We start from the raw sequence: 18179 nt of genomic DNA, 5'->3' as shown, positions 1-18179 counted from the left end.
TGATTTCTGCTACATAAATACATGTAATGAGCTTGTAAAAGCATTTAGCTTGATTAAGATTTTTTTGATGATTCATGCAGGAAAATTAAAATTCTTTTAGCCTCGCATTTGTTGCATGCACAATTGCCAGAAAACCTTTGAAATAGTCGTGTGCAAAAACCTTGGCGTTCTTGTTTCTTACAAATAAAATATCTTCCCCGATATGTATATTTTTAAAGGGGTGCTTGTTCCAAAATGCTTTTCGGTAGGCAAGCGTAGCACCAGTCAGCCAGTTTTTTTTTGCGTTGACATTTTTGGAGATGTAGAATTTGTTTTCCCTTACAGAAAAAAACTGAACGTGGCTTAATCCACAGATATCGACCTCTTTTTCTATGATGCTGTTGACCTGGTAGGAGATCCAGTTATTCGCATACCAGTCGTCATCATCCCAGTGCATGATTATACTTCCAGCGGCCTTTTCACAGGCGATATTTCTCTTTGTGCCAATGCATTGCTTCTCTTTGAGATAGAAGTACCTGATACTGTACAGATTGGGGATCATGCGTGCTATTGATTCATATCCATCATCGATGATCACCAATTCCTTGTAAGGATAATCCTGTTGTAAAAAGTATTTTATGGCTTTTGGAATAAAGTCCTCTCTATTGGCAGTTGGCATAATGCAGGTTACCAGCGGAAAACTCGTGTCAACCTCAGTAAAATTTTTTGGCCATGAAAATATGGGCATTAAGCTTGATCCGGCATCTAAATACATATATTCTTTTTTACTTAAGTTATGCTTGAAGTGTTGGTACAGCGAGGGACATTTGTTACAATTTGCTGGTAGAACAATTATGATTCTGGAATCCACAGATCTGTACATCTGTTCGCGTATTCAACTAAAATCTCATCAGCGTACTCTTTGATCAGTGAATCATATTCATTTGCCTGTGGCATGTCAAAATGGTTCAGGATGAGGTTCTGCAGGCTACCAACAATATGGTCGGCCCGGTACTCTTTCCAAACTTTTCTTTTTGATGCTATGGCAAAATCCTTTCTGATCTTTTCATTTTGGTATAAATACAACAGGGCGGAAGCAATGCTGTCTGCGCTGCGTTCTACAACCAGGCCTGTTTGATTGTTGTCCACCAGCTCTATTTGCGCATTGTCCTTACGGGGCAGGCTTACCGTGACTACCGGAATGCCGGCAGCCATTGCCTCGGCGATAACAAGGCCAAAGCTTTCTCCGATTCTGCTGGCTGCAAGGAAGATATCCAAAGCCTGATAGTACATTAATAATTGTTTGAGATCTAATGTATTTTCAAACACAATCAGTTTATCAGTGATGCCCAAATATCTTGCGTATTCCAGCATATTTGGAGTTGCTCCGACAAGTAAAAAACGAGCATTGCCGACCTGACTTGAAAATGCTGCGAATCCATCCAGTGTTATCAGATCAAACTTTGCATCGCTTGCCCTGCCAATCCTCCCGACGATAAAATAGTCTTCCATCTTGTTATTCATCTTGAAATCAAGCAGTTCGGATTCAGATGATAGTGTATTTGTTATCTGCGAAACGTCAACGGGATTAGCCAATGCTTTTCTTCTGGCAGCAAAGTTGTCTGCAAGATCCTGGTCCAATATCATTCTTCTGATGAGGATCATTTTGGATACATACATATCATAGTCTATGCAATCATATAATGGGGAACGGTCATGTAAGCCAAAAATATTTGTTTGAATGACCAGCCTGGGTTTATTTGCTTTTACAATTTCGAACAACTCAGGATTCAAAGAACCATCACCGTGCCAGTGGAACACGTCGGCCTCCTGTAAGAGTGCTTTCAGCGCATTCAAATCTCCCTTTAATACAATGACCTTAATGCCCAGGTTCTCAATTATTTCCGCTCTTGCTCCGCCAGTCCTGATACCCACAACAGTAACATCGAAATAATTTTTATCCAGAAACTTACTGTACAACTGGATTACGTTTTCTGTTCCTCCCAATCCCAATTCATTCCCTGCTTCAATTATTCTTATCTTATTCATCAGACGGTTTTTTGGTTCTCTTACATCAGCAAATTAGGATAAGACATCCCGAAAACATAGGGGCAAATGTCCCAAACTCTGGAATTGGAGCCTACTTATTCTTTAGGAGCAACTGGGATATTGCCCTTAAACCACATACAGTAATGAGTAGATAAGTTATTTATAATTCTTCACACAAAACCAGAATGAGATTTAGAAACATTTTACTTGCTGCCACTTTGGTACTCGGCAGTATCCATACTATTTACGCCCAGGTCGCAGAACTTCCCTTTGAATTTAGAGGCAAGCATTTATTCGTAAAAGCACAGACAGGTACCAGCGATACACTTAATTTTATTTTTGATACCGGTGCCACCGGTGCGATGATCGACTCTGCTACGGCAGAAAGAGCTGGCATCAGTAAAGAAAGCAGGCTACCAGCTTCGGTGGCAGGTTCCGGGGGTAGTCAAAGCTATATCATGGCTTTGAACCAAAGTATTAAAGTCGGAAACACGGAGTTTAAACATATCAATCTCACGATGGTCAATTTTGCTTCCTTATCATCTGGCTTAGGTACAAAGCTCGATGGAATCATCGGATATGAAGTGATGAACCGCTATATCACAAAAATAGATTTTGACCGCAAGAAGATATCTCTCTATGATCAAAATCAACCGGCTGATACGACCGGTTATACCGCGATTCCCTTCGAATTTAATAAAAGCGTTATGATTCCAAGATTTCCTATATCCATCACTTTAGCTAATGGCGAGACTTTCAACGGAAAAGTAATGTTTGATACAGGCAACGCTTTTCCCTTACTAATCAGTACTCCCTTCAGCAAGTTTCACAATTTTGACAGTAAACTGGGTGAAACGAGCAGAACGATAGGAAGAGGGATGAATGCTGTCACACAAGATCAGGTAGCGGATATTAAATCTATGTCTTTTAATGGATTTAACTTCGGTCCGATGAGTGTCCGCCTGACATTAAATGAAAAGGCAGAGGCCAAAGATGGCTACCTGGGAATTCTCGGAATTGAGATCATTAAGCGTTTCAATGTGATTATGGATTACGGTCGTAAAAGAATTTATCTCAAGCCAAATGATTCTTTTGGTAATGTCTTTGAGCGGGAAATGGAGAAAAAGAGATTCAAAGCTGAAAATGCTGCCTTTTTGATGAAGAACAAACTTAAGCCCGGTATCAAAACTACCAGTTCTGGTTTGCAATATAGAATCATAAAGACTGGCAAGGGTTCAGTACCTAAATTATCTGACAGAGTGAGCCTGCATTTTAAAACCACATTAATTAACGGAAAGAAATTATGGAGCACTTATGATGATGGGAAGCCCTGGGTGCACCATCTGGATAAGGCATTGGAGGGTGTAAAAGAAGCTGCTCTGCTCATGCCTGCAGGATCAAAATGGGTTGTTTATATTCCTTCTGATCTGGCATGCGGTGATGATGGTGATGAGGATGTACCAGGCGGTGCGACATTGATTTATGAAATGGAGGTCCTGAAAGCGGAAAAGGATTGATTTTTAAACAGCCCAATAGCACATATGATTTGTATCATTGGGCTGTTTAGATTTACAATTGCCCCTTTAAGTAGACATATTTTTTCTGACCCTCACGATCGGGCTGTGCCCTTGAAGTCACGAGTGCGTTGAAAATATACTGCCTTACGTTCGCTGAAATATTTGTTGGGTTGGGCTTCCCATCCTGTACATAGATTGCACATAAGGACAAGCCATCGAAACAACTCGGTTTTACATTTACTCTATAATAACTCGATGAAATATTGATGTCCCCTCGTCCATCATATGCATACCAATCTCTTGCCATAAATGCGAATGCTTTTATCCATCAAAAAGCAAACAAAAAACTTTAATTTTTGCCTACTCTGTTCAGGTTTTCAGCATCGCCTCATTGCATGGTCGCTTTTTGATGCCTTCTAAATACCAAAAAAAATTGTGATCATGTACTAATTTACTCTATTAATAGTTTCTTGCTGAGGCCATCTGTCTCAGAAGAGTATCTTATGTGTAACCAAATGATTCTGTTCTATTTCGGCATATTCATAAACTTGACGTTTGTATTGTCCTGATGTGAAGTTGCGATAAATCCCTGGAAATAGTCATGCGCGAAGATCCTTGCGCCATTGCTTCTGACATATTCATTATCTTCCCCAACCTGTAAATCCTTAAAAGGATGTTGTTGCCAGTAGGATCTTCTATAGATCAAAGTTGCACCTGTTAGCCAGGGGGATTTGGAATTGTAGTTATGTGTCATCCAGTATTTGTTACTTGAAGGTGAAAAGAACTGTACCTGATTAATGCCAGAGATATCTGCGCCTGATTCTGTAAGTGCATTGACCTGGTGTGAAATCCAGTCCCCGGCATACCAATCATCATCATCCCAGTGCACAATATATTCTCCCGAAGCTTTTGAACAGGCAATGTTTCTCTTTTCCCCAACACTTTTCGCCGATCCCGAATAATAATATTTTATCCGGGGATCATCAGGAATTAATCTCCGAATAGATTTTACACCATCGTCGATAATAATCAGTTCGATATTGGGATAATCCTGCTTCTGGAAATTTTGAATTGCAGCAGGAATAAAGTCCTGGCGGTTGGCTGTAGGCATTATACAACTTACCAGAGGAGCGTTGACAGGATAAATGATTTTTTCTTTATCATGATAAATCTGAGGTCCCTCTATCATCGCTACCCATTTCGATTGTTCCAGTTTTTCTTTCGGATTTTCGTATAATCTTATACTTTTATTTTGTTCATGAATAATGCCCAGATAGCCTTTTACATAGCGGTGAGGATATATAACAGCACCCGGACTCTTTACGAAATGCAGATCTTCTCCAGCGTTCATTATTCGAAAGGGGTTCTGTTCCCAAAATGATTTCCAATATGCGAGAGTTGCACCGTATACCCAGGGATTATCATCATCCGTATCGTTAAATTCCCAACGTTCATTTGTTAGCGCAGAAAAGAAGTCGATGTTCCTCAATCCCGTGATCTCAACCCCGGGATGAGATACCAGCGCTTTTACCTGATTAGCTATCCAGTCTTCAGCATACCAGTCGTCGTCGTCCCAGTGTACAATAATGTGTCCCCTCGCTTCGCCACAGCACAGATTCCTCTTGTCTCCCAGTGCCATAAGCGTATTGGTATATTGATAGCGTATACGCGAATCTACCGGCACTAAGTCAGCACAGGAAGTCTTTCCCGTATCCAGAATAATCAGTTCAGTATTGGGGTAATTCTGATGCAGAAAATAATCTATGGCATAGGGAATGAACTGGTGCCTGTCTGCCGTGGGCATGATACAGGAAACAAGTGGCTGCTCCATGCCCGGATTATATAATAGGTGATTTTAGGTATAGATATTTCTTTGAACCATCAGGAAGGTCTGGCTCTGCAACAAGGTTAACCAATCCGTTGACAATATATTCCTGAATGTTTCTGGTTAGCGGGGATAACGGTGCAGTTCCAACTGCTGGTGAATCACCTATGTAATAGACATATATTGCACATATTCCAGTGCCATTGATACAAGACGGAGTATTCGTCACCCTTTTATAACTTGAAGCGAGTAGGGGATCTGCGCTGATATTAGTAAATGCATACCATGCTCTAGCCATAATCTACGCTGCTTTTGTCGATCAAAAAGCAGTCAAAAACTTTAGTTTACACCTACTCTGTTGAAGGGTTTTCGGTCTGGCCCTGATACTCTAATTTACCAATACCACAGAGCCGTATCGAGGTCAACTGTCCCTGAATATCAATTCATAACCTGCGTATGAAAATAAATGAAATTGTGACTTAGGACATGTTACCAGTTTGCTATACATTTAAGTTAATAGCCTATGGAATCACTGTACAAAGAAACATTCAGAAATAATCCGGTTGGATTGGTGGAAGGAGGATTATGGCCGTTCCCTGAACAATAATAATCGTGAATCGGAAGAAAACCAGGAATGCTGCGAACACTCCTGGCTATTGCGGTTTAGCGGAATTGATTTAAACACAACCAATTGACCCAGCAAAGAAAAAGAACCTAGCAGAAAATTTTCTTTGCGACTAAAACAAGCAAACAAATGTATGAAATTTTATACTAAACCCTCAGGGCGCCCTAAAGGTGGCCTGTATAAATTTTTATTGATCATGCGGCTGATAACCATTTTGATTCTTGCAGGAATGATGCAAGTAAGTGCGGGCACTTACGGGCAGAAACTTACATTAAATCAAAAAGGGATTACGCTGAGACAAGTTTTTAAAGAAATTAAACGACAGACGGGATATGATGTTCTCTGGCAAAAAGAGAAGTTAAATGGAGATCAGGTAATCGATGCTCATTTCAATGCTACTCCGATAGCTGAAGTAATGGTCACTTGCTTAAATAAACAGAATCTGGATTTCAAAATGCAGGACGAGAGTATTATTGTGCGTGCCAAAGATGTTCCAATTACTTTGACAGATCTGATTTCGAGACAGGATTCTATAGTTTACAAAGGAACAATCACCGATGAAAATGGGAAGGCTATGGCTGGAGCCACGGTAAGAGTGAAGGACAGTAGGAAGGTTACTTATACTACACCTAAAGGGACATTTGCAATCTACGGACCTAAGAAGGGAGGATCATTACTGGTTTCTTATATAGGATATTTAACTAAAGAAATTACACTAAGTGGAGTTGATCCTAATCAGGTTGGTGTTAAGATGGTGCCTGGTAGTAATAACCTAGGGGAAGTGAATGTAGTAAGTACAGGATATCAGGATTTACCTAAAGAACGAGCTACTGGATCATTTGAAGTGATCACTAAGGAGCAATTACAACATAGTACTGATCCGAATCTTTTGAGGCGGTTGGAGGGAATCACGACCAGCATGAATTTTAATAATCAACTTAGTGCGACGAACTCCAGTGATAACGTATCCACTAACGCACCATCGCCACTTGTTAATCTTACTATACGAGGGAAAACGACTTTGCCGAGCGCTATTAATGGAGAAACAGGAGTTCCTCTTGTAATTATAGATGGTATCGCTAGCCCCTATTCTATTGACTTTGTAAACCCTAACGAAGTTGAAAGCATAACTATATTAAAAGATGCAGCAGCAGCATCCATCTGGGGTTCGAGAGCAGCTAATGGAGTCATAGTTGTTAAAACTAAAAGAGGAAATTTCGAAAAACCGGTAAGTGTATCATTTAACACTAATACTAATATAACCAATAAATTTGACATCTTTTATAATAAAATGATGAGTGTTTCTGATTTTATAGATGCTCAAGCCATACGTTTTAGGCAAAATAATATTAATGTAACAAATCCCACAGTGGCAACGCTGCGATTACCACAAAAGAGAATCTCACCAGTTGATGAAATTTTGAGTAAACAAAAACGCGGAGAAACCACCCAAAGTCAAACTGATGCAGCTCTAGATGCATTACGAGGCAATGATATTAGAAGGGATTACTCGGAGTATTTTCTTAGAAACTCTTTGCGACAGAGTTATTCGATAGGTGTAGATGGTGGAAGTAAATACGTAGCATATCGGTTAGCTGGATCATATGACAAAATATCGAACAATACAAAAAAATCAACAGGAGATCGCATTGTCTTAAGTTATACAACCAGTATTCGACCTCTAAAAAAACTTGAATTACAAACCACTATCAATTATAGTTTACAACATACGAATAATCAAGCACCAAATAACAAAATTACAGGGGTAACAAATGAAGTCTTTTATCCCTATTCCGAATTAGTGGATGATGCTGGAAATCCTTTGAGCTTGGCAAGGATTTATCGACCTGCATGGGTGGATTTGTTTCAATCTACTTATGGAAACAAAGTTTTGAATCTCAATTATGTTCCCCTCGAAGACATTAATGAAGGTTATGCCAAAACAAGTTCTCAAAACATCAACTTAGGTATTAGTGCAAGATATAACATCAATTCAATTTTTTCTGCAAACGTAGCTTATAATTATAATAAGGGCAGAGATCAGGGAAATACTCTGTATAGACAAAATTCTTTTTACATGAGGGATTTGATAAATCTTTTTACAAGTCCAACGACTTTTGTAAGAAATCTTCCACTTGGCGGGCTTTTGAGAACCTATATGGGCGATCCACAAAATCAAACACTCCGTGGTCAATTAAATATAAATAAAATATGGAATGAGAAACATGTACTTTCAGGGATTTCAGGTATTGATATTAGTAAATATTTTTCAACAACAACCGCAAATGATTATTACGGCTACGATGAGGAATTTTTAAGTAACAACAATTATTTACCATTTAATACTTTTTTCTCAACTTTGTACACTAACTCAATAGGTGCAGTGTCCTCGAAGCTCCCTGTTCTACCCAATGCTTTCACCAGTATTCAGTCAAGAACAATTAGTGAATACGCAAACGCTGCTTATACATATGACCGAAAATATTCAATATCAGGAAGTTTACGAAAAGATGCATCTAGTGATTTTGGAATGGGTAGCAACAAAGGAGGCACTCCCTTCTGGTCGACTGGACTGAGTTGGAATATTAGCAATGAAGGCTTTTATCATCTGAATTTATTGCCTAAATTACAATTAAGGACAACCTATGGATATAATGGTAATGTGAATCCAGCTGTTAGCGCATACCCAATAATATTTTATAGTCAAATTCCTGGAGGAAATGGGTTGTATTACGCAGGTACACAGGCTGATGCCACAAATTTGCGACTGCGTCCTGAAAAAACAGGTATCTTGAACTTAGGACTGGATTTTGGATTTAGGAATAACAGAATATCTGGAAGTTTAGAGTATTATGATAAGAGAACTAAGGATTTACTATCTCCAGCTCCTGTAGATCCCACGACAGGATATAGCCAGCAAACACTTAATATCGGAAGTATTCATGGGTGGGGGATGGATTTGAATTTAAGTTCCATTAATTTACAATATGGTCGCTTTAGCTGGAGTAGTAATTTCTTACTTAGCTATAACAGGGTTAAAGTATCTAAGCTTTTTATTGCAAATGCCACCTCTGCTGGACAAGTCCTTTTAAGTAGTAGTTATAGGGAAGGATATGATCTTTCTTCGATGTTCGCATTTAAGTGGGCTGGACTAAATCCAATTACTGGTGATCCCCGTGGGATTGTAGATGGCCATGTAGTTGATATTTCCAGCAGTGCCGCTGGTAACAATGCATTAACTGAAATCCGAAATGCTCCGGTATCATCATTGCGATTCTTTGGTTCAGCTGTGCCAACTTATTATGGCTCTTTAAGAAATACAATAAGTTATGGTGAATTGTCCATGTCTTTCAACATTTTATATAAATTAGGATATTATTTCAGAAAACAGAATCCTCTTAATTATAGCTTGCTTTTTGGTAATACCCCAAGTCTGCAGAGAGAGGAGTATTCAAGAAGATGGCAAAAACCTGGTGATGAATTACTGACTAATGTGCCTTCATTGACCTTTCCAGTAAGCTCCCTTCGCGATGATTTTTATGCATTGTCTGAAATAAATGTCCTGAGAGGAGACCATTTGCGGTTGCAAGAAATAAATTTTTCATACGGTTTACATTCGCAGAAGTCATTACTGAAAAATCTTCGCATATATCTGAATATGAATAATTTCGGGGTTATTTGGAGAGCAAACAAATTAGGTATCGATCCTGATACCTATGATTACCCAAATCCGCGCACATATAGTTTTGGTTTAAGTGGTAACTTTTAATAATAATATAATGAAAATCAAATTTTTTAAAATATTACTAATGATACTATGGATAGGATCTAGTTCATGTGAAAAATATTTAGACATAAAACGAACTAACACTCAATCACCGATTTCTAACGCCAATGATTTGCAACTATTATTAGATAATGGATTGATGAATGCTGGATCTCCAAGCGATATGAATCTTTCGATGGATGATTTCTATGTGGATAGCTCAGCATATTTTTCAGATAATGTTTCAGGAGAAGACAGGGATTTTTACGGTTGGTCAGGCACAGCAATACGCAGTTCCGCTGGTTTGCAATGGCAGAATACCTACAACGTTATTTACAATGCTAATTTAATTGTTGAATATGCTGAAAAATTCATCAAAGATGGCCAATCTAATACTCAACTTCTAAATGAGGAGAGAGGTGCAGGTCTGTTCTACCGTGCTTGGGGGCATTGGCAGATTGCTCAACTTTTTGCAAAACCTTTTAGTTCTGCAAACGCCAACACGGAACTTGGAATACCTCTCAAACTTAATTCAGATATAAATGATAAAGTCTCGAGAGGTACATTGCAGCAAACTTATAATCAGATAGTGAATGATCTAAAGGAGGCTATTTCATTATTGCCAATTAAAGTGACAATATCTAGCCGACCATCTAAAGTAGCTGGATATGGGATGTTGGCGAGAGTTCTTCAATCCATGGAAGACTATGAACAAGCCCTTTCGAATGCAAATTCCGCTCTTCAAATTTATAATCAATTACTTGATTTCAATACATTGGATACTTTGTCGGTTGCCCCTTTTGCTATTTATAATAACGAGGTAATTTTCCATAACATCACTACAAATAGTTCCTTGCTCGAACCTGGTACAGATAGTGATCCGATCGCACAAATTAATCCCGAATTAACTGCCATGTATTCGTCTAATGATCTGAGAAAGAAACTATTTTTGAAGAGAAATACAAATGCATCAAAATCTTACCGATTTTCAGGAAATTATAATGAGTCAGCATCCTCCTTCTTATTCAATGGATTAGCGGTTGATGAATTATATCTAATACGTGCAGAAAGTTATGCTCGAAACGGAAATATAAGCTCAGCTATGGCTGATCTTAATATATTGTTACGAACACGTTGGGCGAGTGGAAAATATATTGACATGACAGCAACAAGTGCTGAAGATGCGCTTACCAAAATACTAGTGGAAAGACGAAAAGAGTTATTAATGAGAGGTTTGAGATGGACAGACTTACGTAGACTTAACAAAGATCCAAGGTTTGCGACAACTTTGAGAAGGACCTTAGCTGGAAGTATTTTTACTTTACCACCAAACGATTCAAGGTATGTTCTATTGATACCAAATACTGTTATCCAATTTGGAACAGTCCAAAATAGCCGCTAGATTAATCTAAATATAGCAGATATTGTAATGATAAGCTAAAAAGGGGGCAGTAATGCCCCCTTTTTAGCTGCGATATTAAAGGGTTTTTTTGTATAAATAGGGTTTTGCAGCTTGCGGTATTCCGTTTACTCCCAATGTACGAGATGTTACAATGTAATTTTGTACGTGCGGGGTTAAAGGTGCTCTTGGATTTGTTGTTGGACCTAATATGGTACCTGCATTATAATATGCATAGATAGCACAAATTGCACTAGTTCCATTACATTCAAATGGCACACCTTCCAAATAGTTGTAATTTCCAGCAGCTAAATCGGCGTTGCTACCAGTCGCCCCGTTGTATGAAAACCATCCTCTTGGCATAATAAATAACGCTTTTATAAATCAAAAAGCGATTAGAAAAACTTTAAGTTAAGCCTACTATATTACAGGGTTTTCGGCACATCCCTTTGCTTCACCTAATTTGAAAATAAATGCCTGGTGAAGAATTGCAATACTAATTTAGCACTATTAGAATTTGTTTAGTAGGGCATATGGCACAAAGAAAAAAATAGAATATTTAGGATATTATCAGCCATTGTTATACTATATATACATCAAACAAATATGTTATATGACATCTTCCCTGAAATTCATCATTATCTTAATAGTACTTTCAATACAATTATTGGCACAAGACCGTAGTAGAACATTTTCTAAATCTGTATCCCCTGTAAATAACCAATTGGATCTAGGTTTTGAATTAAAAAAAGAACAAATCTTAAATAAAAATGGTTTTCTGCGTTATTCCTTAATCAGTGGTTTTTTAGCACGCAAGAATGTGATACATGAAAGTTGTGGTAGAAATTATACTATACAAGTTGATACAACTTCGGGGATAAGAATTTTAAGTATGTGGAATTTATCAATTGTAGATATGTTTACGCATGGGTATTTATTTCCGACACAAGTGATTTTGAAGGTTAAAAATCCTTCGAAATTTGTATACGATTCACAAAAGGAAAGTGAAGTTGATTGGCTTAAAAAAAACGCTCACTGCTACCAATTAGTTATACCTGATGCAGGATTTGATATAATTTCTATTGCAGAAAGAGATATGGAATTTCTCCTTAATCTTAAAGTAACCAAGGAGGTAAGAAAAATGAATGTTATTACATTAATGAGCATCAATCGTCGAAGTAATAAACTGAAAAACTTTCCAAAAGTTGACAAGTCCCACATTCCCAGATCTGAGAATATTTCTTTAGAAGATTTAATTTATAAAGTAAATAGGTTGGCGATTGCTCCTGTTATCAATGGAACAAATTATAAAGGCAAAGTCAAAATAGATGCAAAACTGCTTTCTTGTAAAGATTACTCTCAGCTAAAAACATGCTTTAGTAATTGGGGCTTCGAAATAGTTGAGGATTATAGAGATATGGAAGTGATAGTAATAAGCGACAAAATTTGATATGAAAACAAAAATTAATCTGAATAAATGTAGTTTGTTAATAGCATTAATACTATCAACAAATATCTGCTCATTGGCGGTCGAGTTGAAACCTTTGACGGTTGGAGACACTTTGCCTAATTTCATGGTAAAAAGAATATATAATTCTGATGAAAAAAATCTGTGGACTAAAGAATTCAATAATAAATTGTTAATTGTTGACTTTTGGTCTACGTATTGCAGCGGATGTATTGCGGCATTTCCACGAATGGAACAACTTCAGAATAGATTTGGAGATAGAATAAAGATATTACCTGTCACATATGAAAAATTCGAGAAAATCGCTTCATTTTGGACAACAAATAAATATACAAAATCTCTCAAGCTTTCAACTGTCGTCGAAGATAAGCTTTTTAATACGTATTTTCCCCATGTCGGAGTTCCCCACGAAGTATGGATTTATCAAGGGAAAATTGTGGCTATTACTTCTACAGAATATGTTGATGTTCCAAATATAGAAAGAATTTTAAGAGGGGATAAGATTGATTGGGCGGTCAAATATGATTTTTTCAAGTATGATAAATCTCAAAAATTGTTTAATCTGAAAGGCAGCTATAATCCTAAAATTGGTCCAATTTCTTATGTTGGTATTAGTGATTATAAGCCGGGTGTCAATTCCATGGGATTTAGTGGTGGATATGGCATTGACAAGGATACTTCGGCGAAAACAATTAGAACATGGTTTTTGAATCAACCTATTCACGTAGCATATGTAATAAATTGGTTAAACATTTATCCATTAGGTAAATTGGTAAAGCCCTCAATGGGTGTCGACTCAAATCAAACAGTTTGGGAGGTGAGAGATCGATCAAAATATAGGCATAACTATTCAGAAAATCCTTATCCACAGGAATGGGTTACAAAAAATGCGATCTGCTTTGAGTCAATATATCCTGAAACAGGGCAAAACGATACAGCTCTTTACAAACGAACTATTTTAGATTTAGATAGATTACTCGGTTTAAATGTGCGCTGGGAGAAGCGCGAAGAAAATGTGTGGGTATTGAGATGTCTTAAGAATTCTAATAATTTTGGAAGTTATAAGGTAGATAAGGTCGGAATAACAGCAGATGGAATGGTTTCAATGTTAAACAACAAGGAGGATCATCCTTACGTCTTTGACGAAACTCCTATAGTGGAATCTGATTTTAAAGCTTCAGCCAATTTATGGATGCAAATAAATATTAAAGATCCTATGGACATTTCATCAATTAATGAAGTCATTGGTAAGTATGATTTGAAACTTTATATCGAAAAAAGATTAGTGGATAAATTAATTTTCACAGAAATAAAAGGTGGATTAGTTATTGATAAAGAACTTCAGCATTCAACTAAAGTGAAGAAATTGACACAATCTAACATGTCAAATAGTAGCGAAGATGAGAGTCTTAAATATCTGGAGAGCAACAAGTCACAAAAATCGGTTGTAGTGTTACCTTCTGGTATTCAATACTCAATTCTGAAACAGGGAAATGGTGTGCACATAAATCGTGATAGTCGGATTTTAATTAATTATACTGGAACACAGGTTAATGGAAAGATATTTGATAGCTCTTTGGAGCACGGTAGGCCTATAGAAATAGTTGTATCTAATCTAATCCCTGGATTACAAGAAGCATTATCGTTAATGTCAGTAGGGCAGAGGAATATTATATCTATCCCCGCTCAACTTGCCTATGGTAAACATACCGCGCAAGGAAAGATTCCACCCAATAGCACATTGATTTTTGATGTAGAAATCGTTAGTAAAATGTGATAACATTCAATTAAAAGTTACTCTTGATACACATCCGTCATAGTTCTGGTGTTTATTTTGCACCTATAATTTACAAAGCGCTAGATATAGTGGAAATAACAACTTTTATTTCCACTATGTTATTTAGTACAAACATTTATAACTGTTTTATTTATCGCCCAAATTGGGATGACAATAATAATTACAGAATAAGTGTCCTCAATTTATCGGGTAAATTTAATTACATTTTAAGCTAATATAGTTTTAAGATATATGTGTCTTTTGGCGTCTGTTGGGATCTGCGGCTGCGCAACCAAGGTGGCAAGTCCATTAGCAATATACTGTTTTATATTTAAACTCAAAATATCAGGATTCAGTGTTGGGCTCGTTCCTGTAAAATTAGCATAAATTGCGCAAATCTGGGTCCCATTTACACATGCAGGTTTATTGTCTGGACTTAATATTCTATAATTACCTGCCGAATATTGTGCGTCTGCATTAGTACTTCCGTTATAAACATACCAGGCTTTAGCCATAATTGAGGATGCTTTTATAAATCAAAAAGCTATCAAAAAACTTTAAGTTAAGGCCTGTTTGTCTTTAGGGTATAGGCTTTTCCCTTTATTCTGTTCTAACTTATTTTCACAATTGTTAGTAGCAGAGCTATTTATCATTTAAATCTGGGCGCATTCTCACTTCAATAGGTACGGGTGGAAATGTAGATGAAGGTTGGCCTTTACCAGAAGCCAGCGCTCGTATGATATAGAATAGTAATCCTGGCGTACCCTCGATATCAGGTCTTCGCTCAATATCTTCAGGAATTTCATCAGCAAATATCGCGCAAAGGTAAGGACCATCCACGCATTCAGGGGCTTTGTCAACAATTATATAGCTATCTGGATTACATATGTCAAGTTCATTATTGATCAATTTATACCACGGCATATATTTAGTTTATTGTAAATCCTACTCTATTCAGGGTTTTCGGCATTCCCGTTATATGGCACATCCATATATTTTATTGCATGTTTTTTATGTCTTTTATTCTCAAATGGTTTGAGAGTTGTGTTCTTAGCATGAAGAGTTGCGTAAAATCCATCAACATAATCATGCGCGTAAATCTTGGCTTGATTATTCCAGATATAATCATAATCTTCGCCAATATGCAAATCTTTAAAGGGATGTTTAACCCAAAATGACTTCCAATAAGCCATTGTTGCACCGGCCAACCAAGGACGCTCTTTATCTTCTCCGTCATATCTCCAATACTTCTGTACTAAGGGAGAATAGAAGGTGATCTGATTTAAACCACAGATGTCAGCACCAGAAGTCTCTAAAGCTCTTACTTGCCTTGTAATCCATTCTTGACCATACCAGTCATCATCATCCCAATGAACGATAATTTTTCCGGCTGCTCTTAGACAAGCATAATTCCTCTTCAAACCAATACTACCGAGAGGAGCTGTATAAAAATATTTTATTCTGTAATGATTTGGTAAAAGGTGCTTCACTGAGTTTTTTCCATCATCAACAATGATGAGTTCGGCATTGCGATAGCTCTGATTTAGAAAATAGTCTACCGCTAATGGAATATATAGCTCTCTATTTGCGGTTGGCATTATGCAAGAAACATGATAATCACTCATAACTTTTTTTGGTTTGTAGATTCTTTCCAGCCAACTGGATTCTTTTTGTGTTTTGGATTCTCTATAGGCTTAATACTAGTATTATTTGCATGTAAAACAGCGATAAATCCCTGTATATAGTTAATGGCAAATATTGTCCCTCCGGAATTCCATACAAAATCATAATCCTCACCAACTTGCAGATCTACGAAAGAATGCTTTTCCCAAAATGTTTTTTTATATGCCATCGTGGCGCCACATAACCAAGGTTTTTCCATATCCGTATCTTCATACATATATCTTTTGTTTAGTGAAGGAGAGTAAAACATGACCTGATTTAATCCAGTGATATCTGCACCCGAATTCAATTGGGCATCTACTTGACGAGTAATCCAATTGGAAGCATACCAGTCATCATCATCCCAATGCAAGATAATTTCACCATTAGCTTTTTGACAGGCAACATTTCTTTTAATGCCAATAGTTCCAATTGGTTCTGTATAGAAATAATGGATTTTTGGGTTAGAGGGAATCAAATCAAAAGCTGATTCGTTGCCATCATCCATTATAATTAACTCAGCATTTTTATAGTCCTGCTGAAGAAAATAGTCTATCGCTAAAGGCAGGAATCGTTGTCTATTTGCCGTTGGCATAATGCAAGAAACAAGCGGTGAAGTTGTCATACTAATCTGATTTTTGTTTAAGATAAAATTATAAAAATTCAAAAGGATTGTTAGCGACATTTGTCCCATAGTGAATAAGTGGTCATTTGACTCATAACTTATTAAATTATGGTGAGAATTTTATTTCTATGTATCTTGAATAGATAAATGTAATAACCCTATGCACTATTATTTAACAGAAAATGGAAAAGAAAAAAGAAATCGACATAATCATTTTAAGTTATGCTCATAATAAGCAGCTTAAAGATATCACGGATAATTGTATCAGTTCCTTGTTAAATTCTGAAGATCCAACCAAAATAAAATTTAATATTATTTTAGTTGAATCTGAAATTTCATTGAAGCCATATCAATATGATGGAACAGCTACGATATATCCAGATGTAGAATTTGGATATAATCGTTATATGAATCTCGGTATAGATTTGACCTCGTCTCCTCATATCTGTATATGTAATAATGATTTGATATTTCACAATGGATGGGCCTCCAGTATGTTAAATGCCTTTGAAAAATATAAATTAGAAAGTGGTTCGCCTGCTTGCAGCCTCTATCACCCTCAGGCAGGTTATGTTTTGGACGGTAGTGTTCATGTTGGATACCGCGTAAGAGCTGAAGTTGCCGGGTGGTGTTTGTTTTTTAAACGTAGTATCTTGCAGAAGATGGGTAAACTGGATGAAAATTTCAGATTCTGGTGCGCGGACAATGATTATGGAAATATATTATGGTTCTTACAATTAAAACATGCATTAGTTACATCATCAGTGGTAGATCATTTGGAGAGTAAAACACTGTTGAGTCAGCCTTTAGATAAACAACAAGAGCTAACATACGGTGAGATAGCTTATTGGGAAAAAAAATGGAATTATAGAATGGGGGTAGGATGGGTAATTAGTGATTGATTGCAAGCATTGAGTAGTTAGCCGGCAGGAGAACAAGTTCTTTGTTTTTTAAGCCGGTAGTGTAAATTGAACTGTAAGTAGTTGGTCAACCATTTTGTAGATGCAGTTTTATTCTATCTTCAAACATAATGTATAGCTGAGAGATAATGTCATGTTCCAATTAGGTATGTGATTTATATAGATCGTTTCAATCACTTTACGTTAAATGTAGTGAAGGCCACCGGCCTTCACTACATTTAACGTGTTGGGAACAATGAATGACGAAATAAAGACCCGGCTTAATTGGATGCAGCTTTATCTTGATATAGGTAACGCTGGAATTGTTTGTAGGAAGTGTGGGATCTCACGTCCTACCCTTCGAAAATGGCTTAATTGTTATAAGGAGTTAGGAATAGAGGGCCTAAATGAACTTAGCAAACGTCCTAGGAAAAAAAACAAAAGTTTCTTCCGAAGACGAACAAAGAATAATTGATCTTAGAGATAATCGGAGTGGACTTGCTACATTTGAGTAGACACAGAGTTAAGAGGATTACTTATCTTAACAGAAATTATGTCACAACAGAGAAAAGCATACCCGAAGGAGTT

The 18179-nt window shown here is 37.0% G+C and carries 14 protein-coding genes; 7 read left to right on the top strand and 7 right to left on the bottom strand.

Annotation, left to right across the window (positions count from 1 at the left end):
* Window positions 1–85: 85 nt before the first annotated feature.
* Together FN831_RS25985 and FN831_RS25980 are read right to left on the bottom strand one after the other, a co-directional pair.
* Window positions 86–754: a glycosyltransferase family 2 protein gene (locus FN831_RS25985; RefSeq protein WP_185960610.1), complete on the bottom strand. Its 669-nt coding sequence runs from the start codon at window positions 752–754 to the stop codon at window positions 86–88.
* A 77-nt stretch (window positions 755–831) separates the two neighbouring features.
* On the bottom strand, window positions 832–2028 hold the full coding sequence (locus FN831_RS25980; RefSeq protein WP_142531140.1) for a glycosyltransferase family 4 protein: 1197 nt from the start codon (window positions 2026–2028) through the stop codon (window positions 832–834).
* A gap of 185 nt (window positions 2029–2213) precedes the next feature.
* Here FN831_RS25980 and FN831_RS25975 point away from each other — a divergent pair, with 185 nt between their 5' ends.
* Window positions 2214–3545, top strand: coding sequence for an aspartyl protease family protein (locus tag FN831_RS25975; RefSeq protein ID WP_142531139.1), 1332 nt, complete (start codon window positions 2214–2216; stop codon window positions 3543–3545).
* A 526-nt stretch (window positions 3546–4071) separates the two neighbouring features.
* Here the strand turns inward: FN831_RS25975 and FN831_RS25970 are convergent.
* Entirely contained in the window at window positions 4072–5376 is a 1305-nt protein-coding gene (locus FN831_RS25970; RefSeq protein WP_142531138.1) for a glycosyltransferase family 2 protein, read from the bottom strand.
* A 752-nt stretch (window positions 5377–6128) separates the two neighbouring features.
* Between FN831_RS25970 and FN831_RS25965 the strand changes: the two genes are divergently transcribed.
* The 4 genes from FN831_RS25965 to FN831_RS25950 all read left to right on the top strand — a co-directional run bounded on the left by FN831_RS25965 (window position 6129) and on the right by FN831_RS25950 (window position 14405).
* On the top strand, window positions 6129–9764 hold the full coding sequence (locus tag FN831_RS25965; protein WP_142531137.1) for a SusC/RagA family TonB-linked outer membrane protein: 3636 nt from the start codon (window positions 6129–6131) through the stop codon (window positions 9762–9764).
* Between the two features lie 10 nt (window positions 9765–9774).
* Entirely contained in the window at window positions 9775–11163 is a 1389-nt protein-coding gene (locus FN831_RS25960; protein WP_142531136.1) for a RagB/SusD family nutrient uptake outer membrane protein, read from the top strand.
* Between the two features lie 610 nt (window positions 11164–11773).
* Entirely contained in the window at window positions 11774–12610 is an 837-nt protein-coding gene (locus FN831_RS25955; protein WP_142531135.1) for a hypothetical protein, read from the top strand.
* Between the two features lies 1 nt (window position 12611).
* Window positions 12612–14405 (top strand): FKBP-type peptidyl-prolyl cis-trans isomerase, encoded by a 1794-nt coding sequence (locus FN831_RS25950; protein WP_142531134.1) that lies wholly within the window; start codon window positions 12612–12614, stop codon window positions 14403–14405.
* Window positions 14406–14632: 227 nt separating this feature from the next.
* Here FN831_RS25950 and FN831_RS25945 read toward each other — a convergent pair whose 3' ends face one another.
* The 4 genes from FN831_RS25945 to FN831_RS25930 all read right to left on the bottom strand — a co-directional run bounded on the left by FN831_RS25945 (window position 14633) and on the right by FN831_RS25930 (window position 16692).
* Complete coding sequence (locus tag FN831_RS25945) at window positions 14633–14920, bottom strand: hypothetical protein (RefSeq protein ID WP_142531133.1); 288 nt, start codon at window positions 14918–14920, stop codon at window positions 14633–14635.
* Window positions 14921–15047: 127 nt separating this feature from the next.
* On the bottom strand, window positions 15048–15329 hold the full coding sequence (locus FN831_RS25940; RefSeq protein WP_142531132.1) for a hypothetical protein: 282 nt from the start codon (window positions 15327–15329) through the stop codon (window positions 15048–15050).
* Between the two features lie 26 nt (window positions 15330–15355).
* Entirely contained in the window at window positions 15356–16030 is a 675-nt protein-coding gene (locus FN831_RS25935; protein ID WP_142531131.1) for a glycosyltransferase family 2 protein, read from the bottom strand.
* Window positions 16027–16692 carry a glycosyltransferase family 2 protein gene (locus FN831_RS25930; protein WP_185960609.1) on the bottom strand — a complete coding sequence of 222 codons (666 nt, stop codon included), beginning with the start codon at window positions 16690–16692 and terminating at the stop codon, window positions 16027–16029. The genes FN831_RS25935 and FN831_RS25930 overlap by 4 nt, the downstream gene beginning before the upstream one ends.
* A 182-nt stretch (window positions 16693–16874) precedes the next feature.
* Here FN831_RS25930 and FN831_RS25925 point away from each other — a divergent pair, with 182 nt between their 5' ends.
* Together FN831_RS25925 and FN831_RS25920 are read left to right on the top strand one after the other, a co-directional pair.
* Window positions 16875–17594 (top strand): glycosyltransferase family 2 protein, encoded by a 720-nt coding sequence (locus tag FN831_RS25925; RefSeq protein ID WP_142531129.1) that lies wholly within the window; start codon window positions 16875–16877, stop codon window positions 17592–17594.
* Window positions 17595–17847: 253 nt separating this feature from the next.
* A complete protein-coding gene (locus FN831_RS25920) occupies window positions 17848–18066 on the top strand; it encodes a helix-turn-helix domain-containing protein (RefSeq protein ID WP_142531128.1) in 219 nt (72 codons plus the stop codon).
* The last annotated feature ends 113 nt before the right edge of the window (window positions 18067–18179 follow it).

Origin of the sequence: Pedobacter westerhofensis (assembly GCF_900182595.1) — a bacterium.
Classification (GTDB): Bacteria; Bacteroidota; Bacteroidia; order Sphingobacteriales; family Sphingobacteriaceae; genus Pedobacter; species Pedobacter westerhofensis.
This window is presented reverse-complemented; position numbering and strand designations above follow the sequence as displayed.

Bases quoted from the DNA above. Each gene is read 5' to 3' on its own strand.
- FN831_RS25960 (WP_142531136.1), top strand. From the start codon at position 9,775: ATGAAAATCAAATTTTTTAAAATATTACTAATGATACTATGGATAGGA.
- FN831_RS25940 (WP_142531132.1), bottom strand. From the start codon at position 15,329: ATGCCGTGGTATAAATTGATCAATAATGAACTTGACATATGTAATCCA.
- FN831_RS25950 (WP_142531134.1), top strand. From the start codon at position 12,612: ATGAAAACAAAAATTAATCTGAATAAATGTAGTTTGTTAATAGCATTA.
- FN831_RS25935 (WP_142531131.1), bottom strand. From the start codon at position 16,030: ATGAGTGATTATCATGTTTCTTGCATAATGCCAACCGCAAATAGAGAG.
- FN831_RS25985 (WP_185960610.1), bottom strand. From the start codon at position 754: ATGTATTTAGATGCCGGATCAAGCTTAATGCCCATATTTTCATGGCCA.
- FN831_RS25975 (WP_142531139.1), top strand. From the start codon at position 2,214: ATGAGATTTAGAAACATTTTACTTGCTGCCACTTTGGTACTCGGCAGT.
- FN831_RS25945 (WP_142531133.1), bottom strand. From the start codon at position 14,920: ATGGCTAAAGCCTGGTATGTTTATAACGGAAGTACTAATGCAGACGCA.
- FN831_RS25955 (WP_142531135.1), top strand. From the start codon at position 11,774: ATGACATCTTCCCTGAAATTCATCATTATCTTAATAGTACTTTCAATA.
- FN831_RS25925 (WP_142531129.1), top strand. From the start codon at position 16,875: ATGGAAAAGAAAAAAGAAATCGACATAATCATTTTAAGTTATGCTCAT.
- FN831_RS25980 (WP_142531140.1), bottom strand. From the start codon at position 2,028: ATGAATAAGATAAGAATAATTGAAGCAGGGAATGAATTGGGATTGGGA.
- FN831_RS25965 (WP_142531137.1), top strand. From the start codon at position 6,129: ATGAAATTTTATACTAAACCCTCAGGGCGCCCTAAAGGTGGCCTGTAT.
- FN831_RS25930 (WP_185960609.1), bottom strand. From the start codon at position 16,692: ATGACAACTTCACCGCTTGTTTCTTGCATTATGCCAACGGCAAATAGA.
- FN831_RS25920 (WP_142531128.1), top strand. From the start codon at position 17,848: ATGAATGACGAAATAAAGACCCGGCTTAATTGGATGCAGCTTTATCTT.
- FN831_RS25970 (WP_142531138.1), bottom strand. From the start codon at position 5,376: ATGGAGCAGCCACTTGTTTCCTGTATCATGCCCACGGCAGACAGGCAC.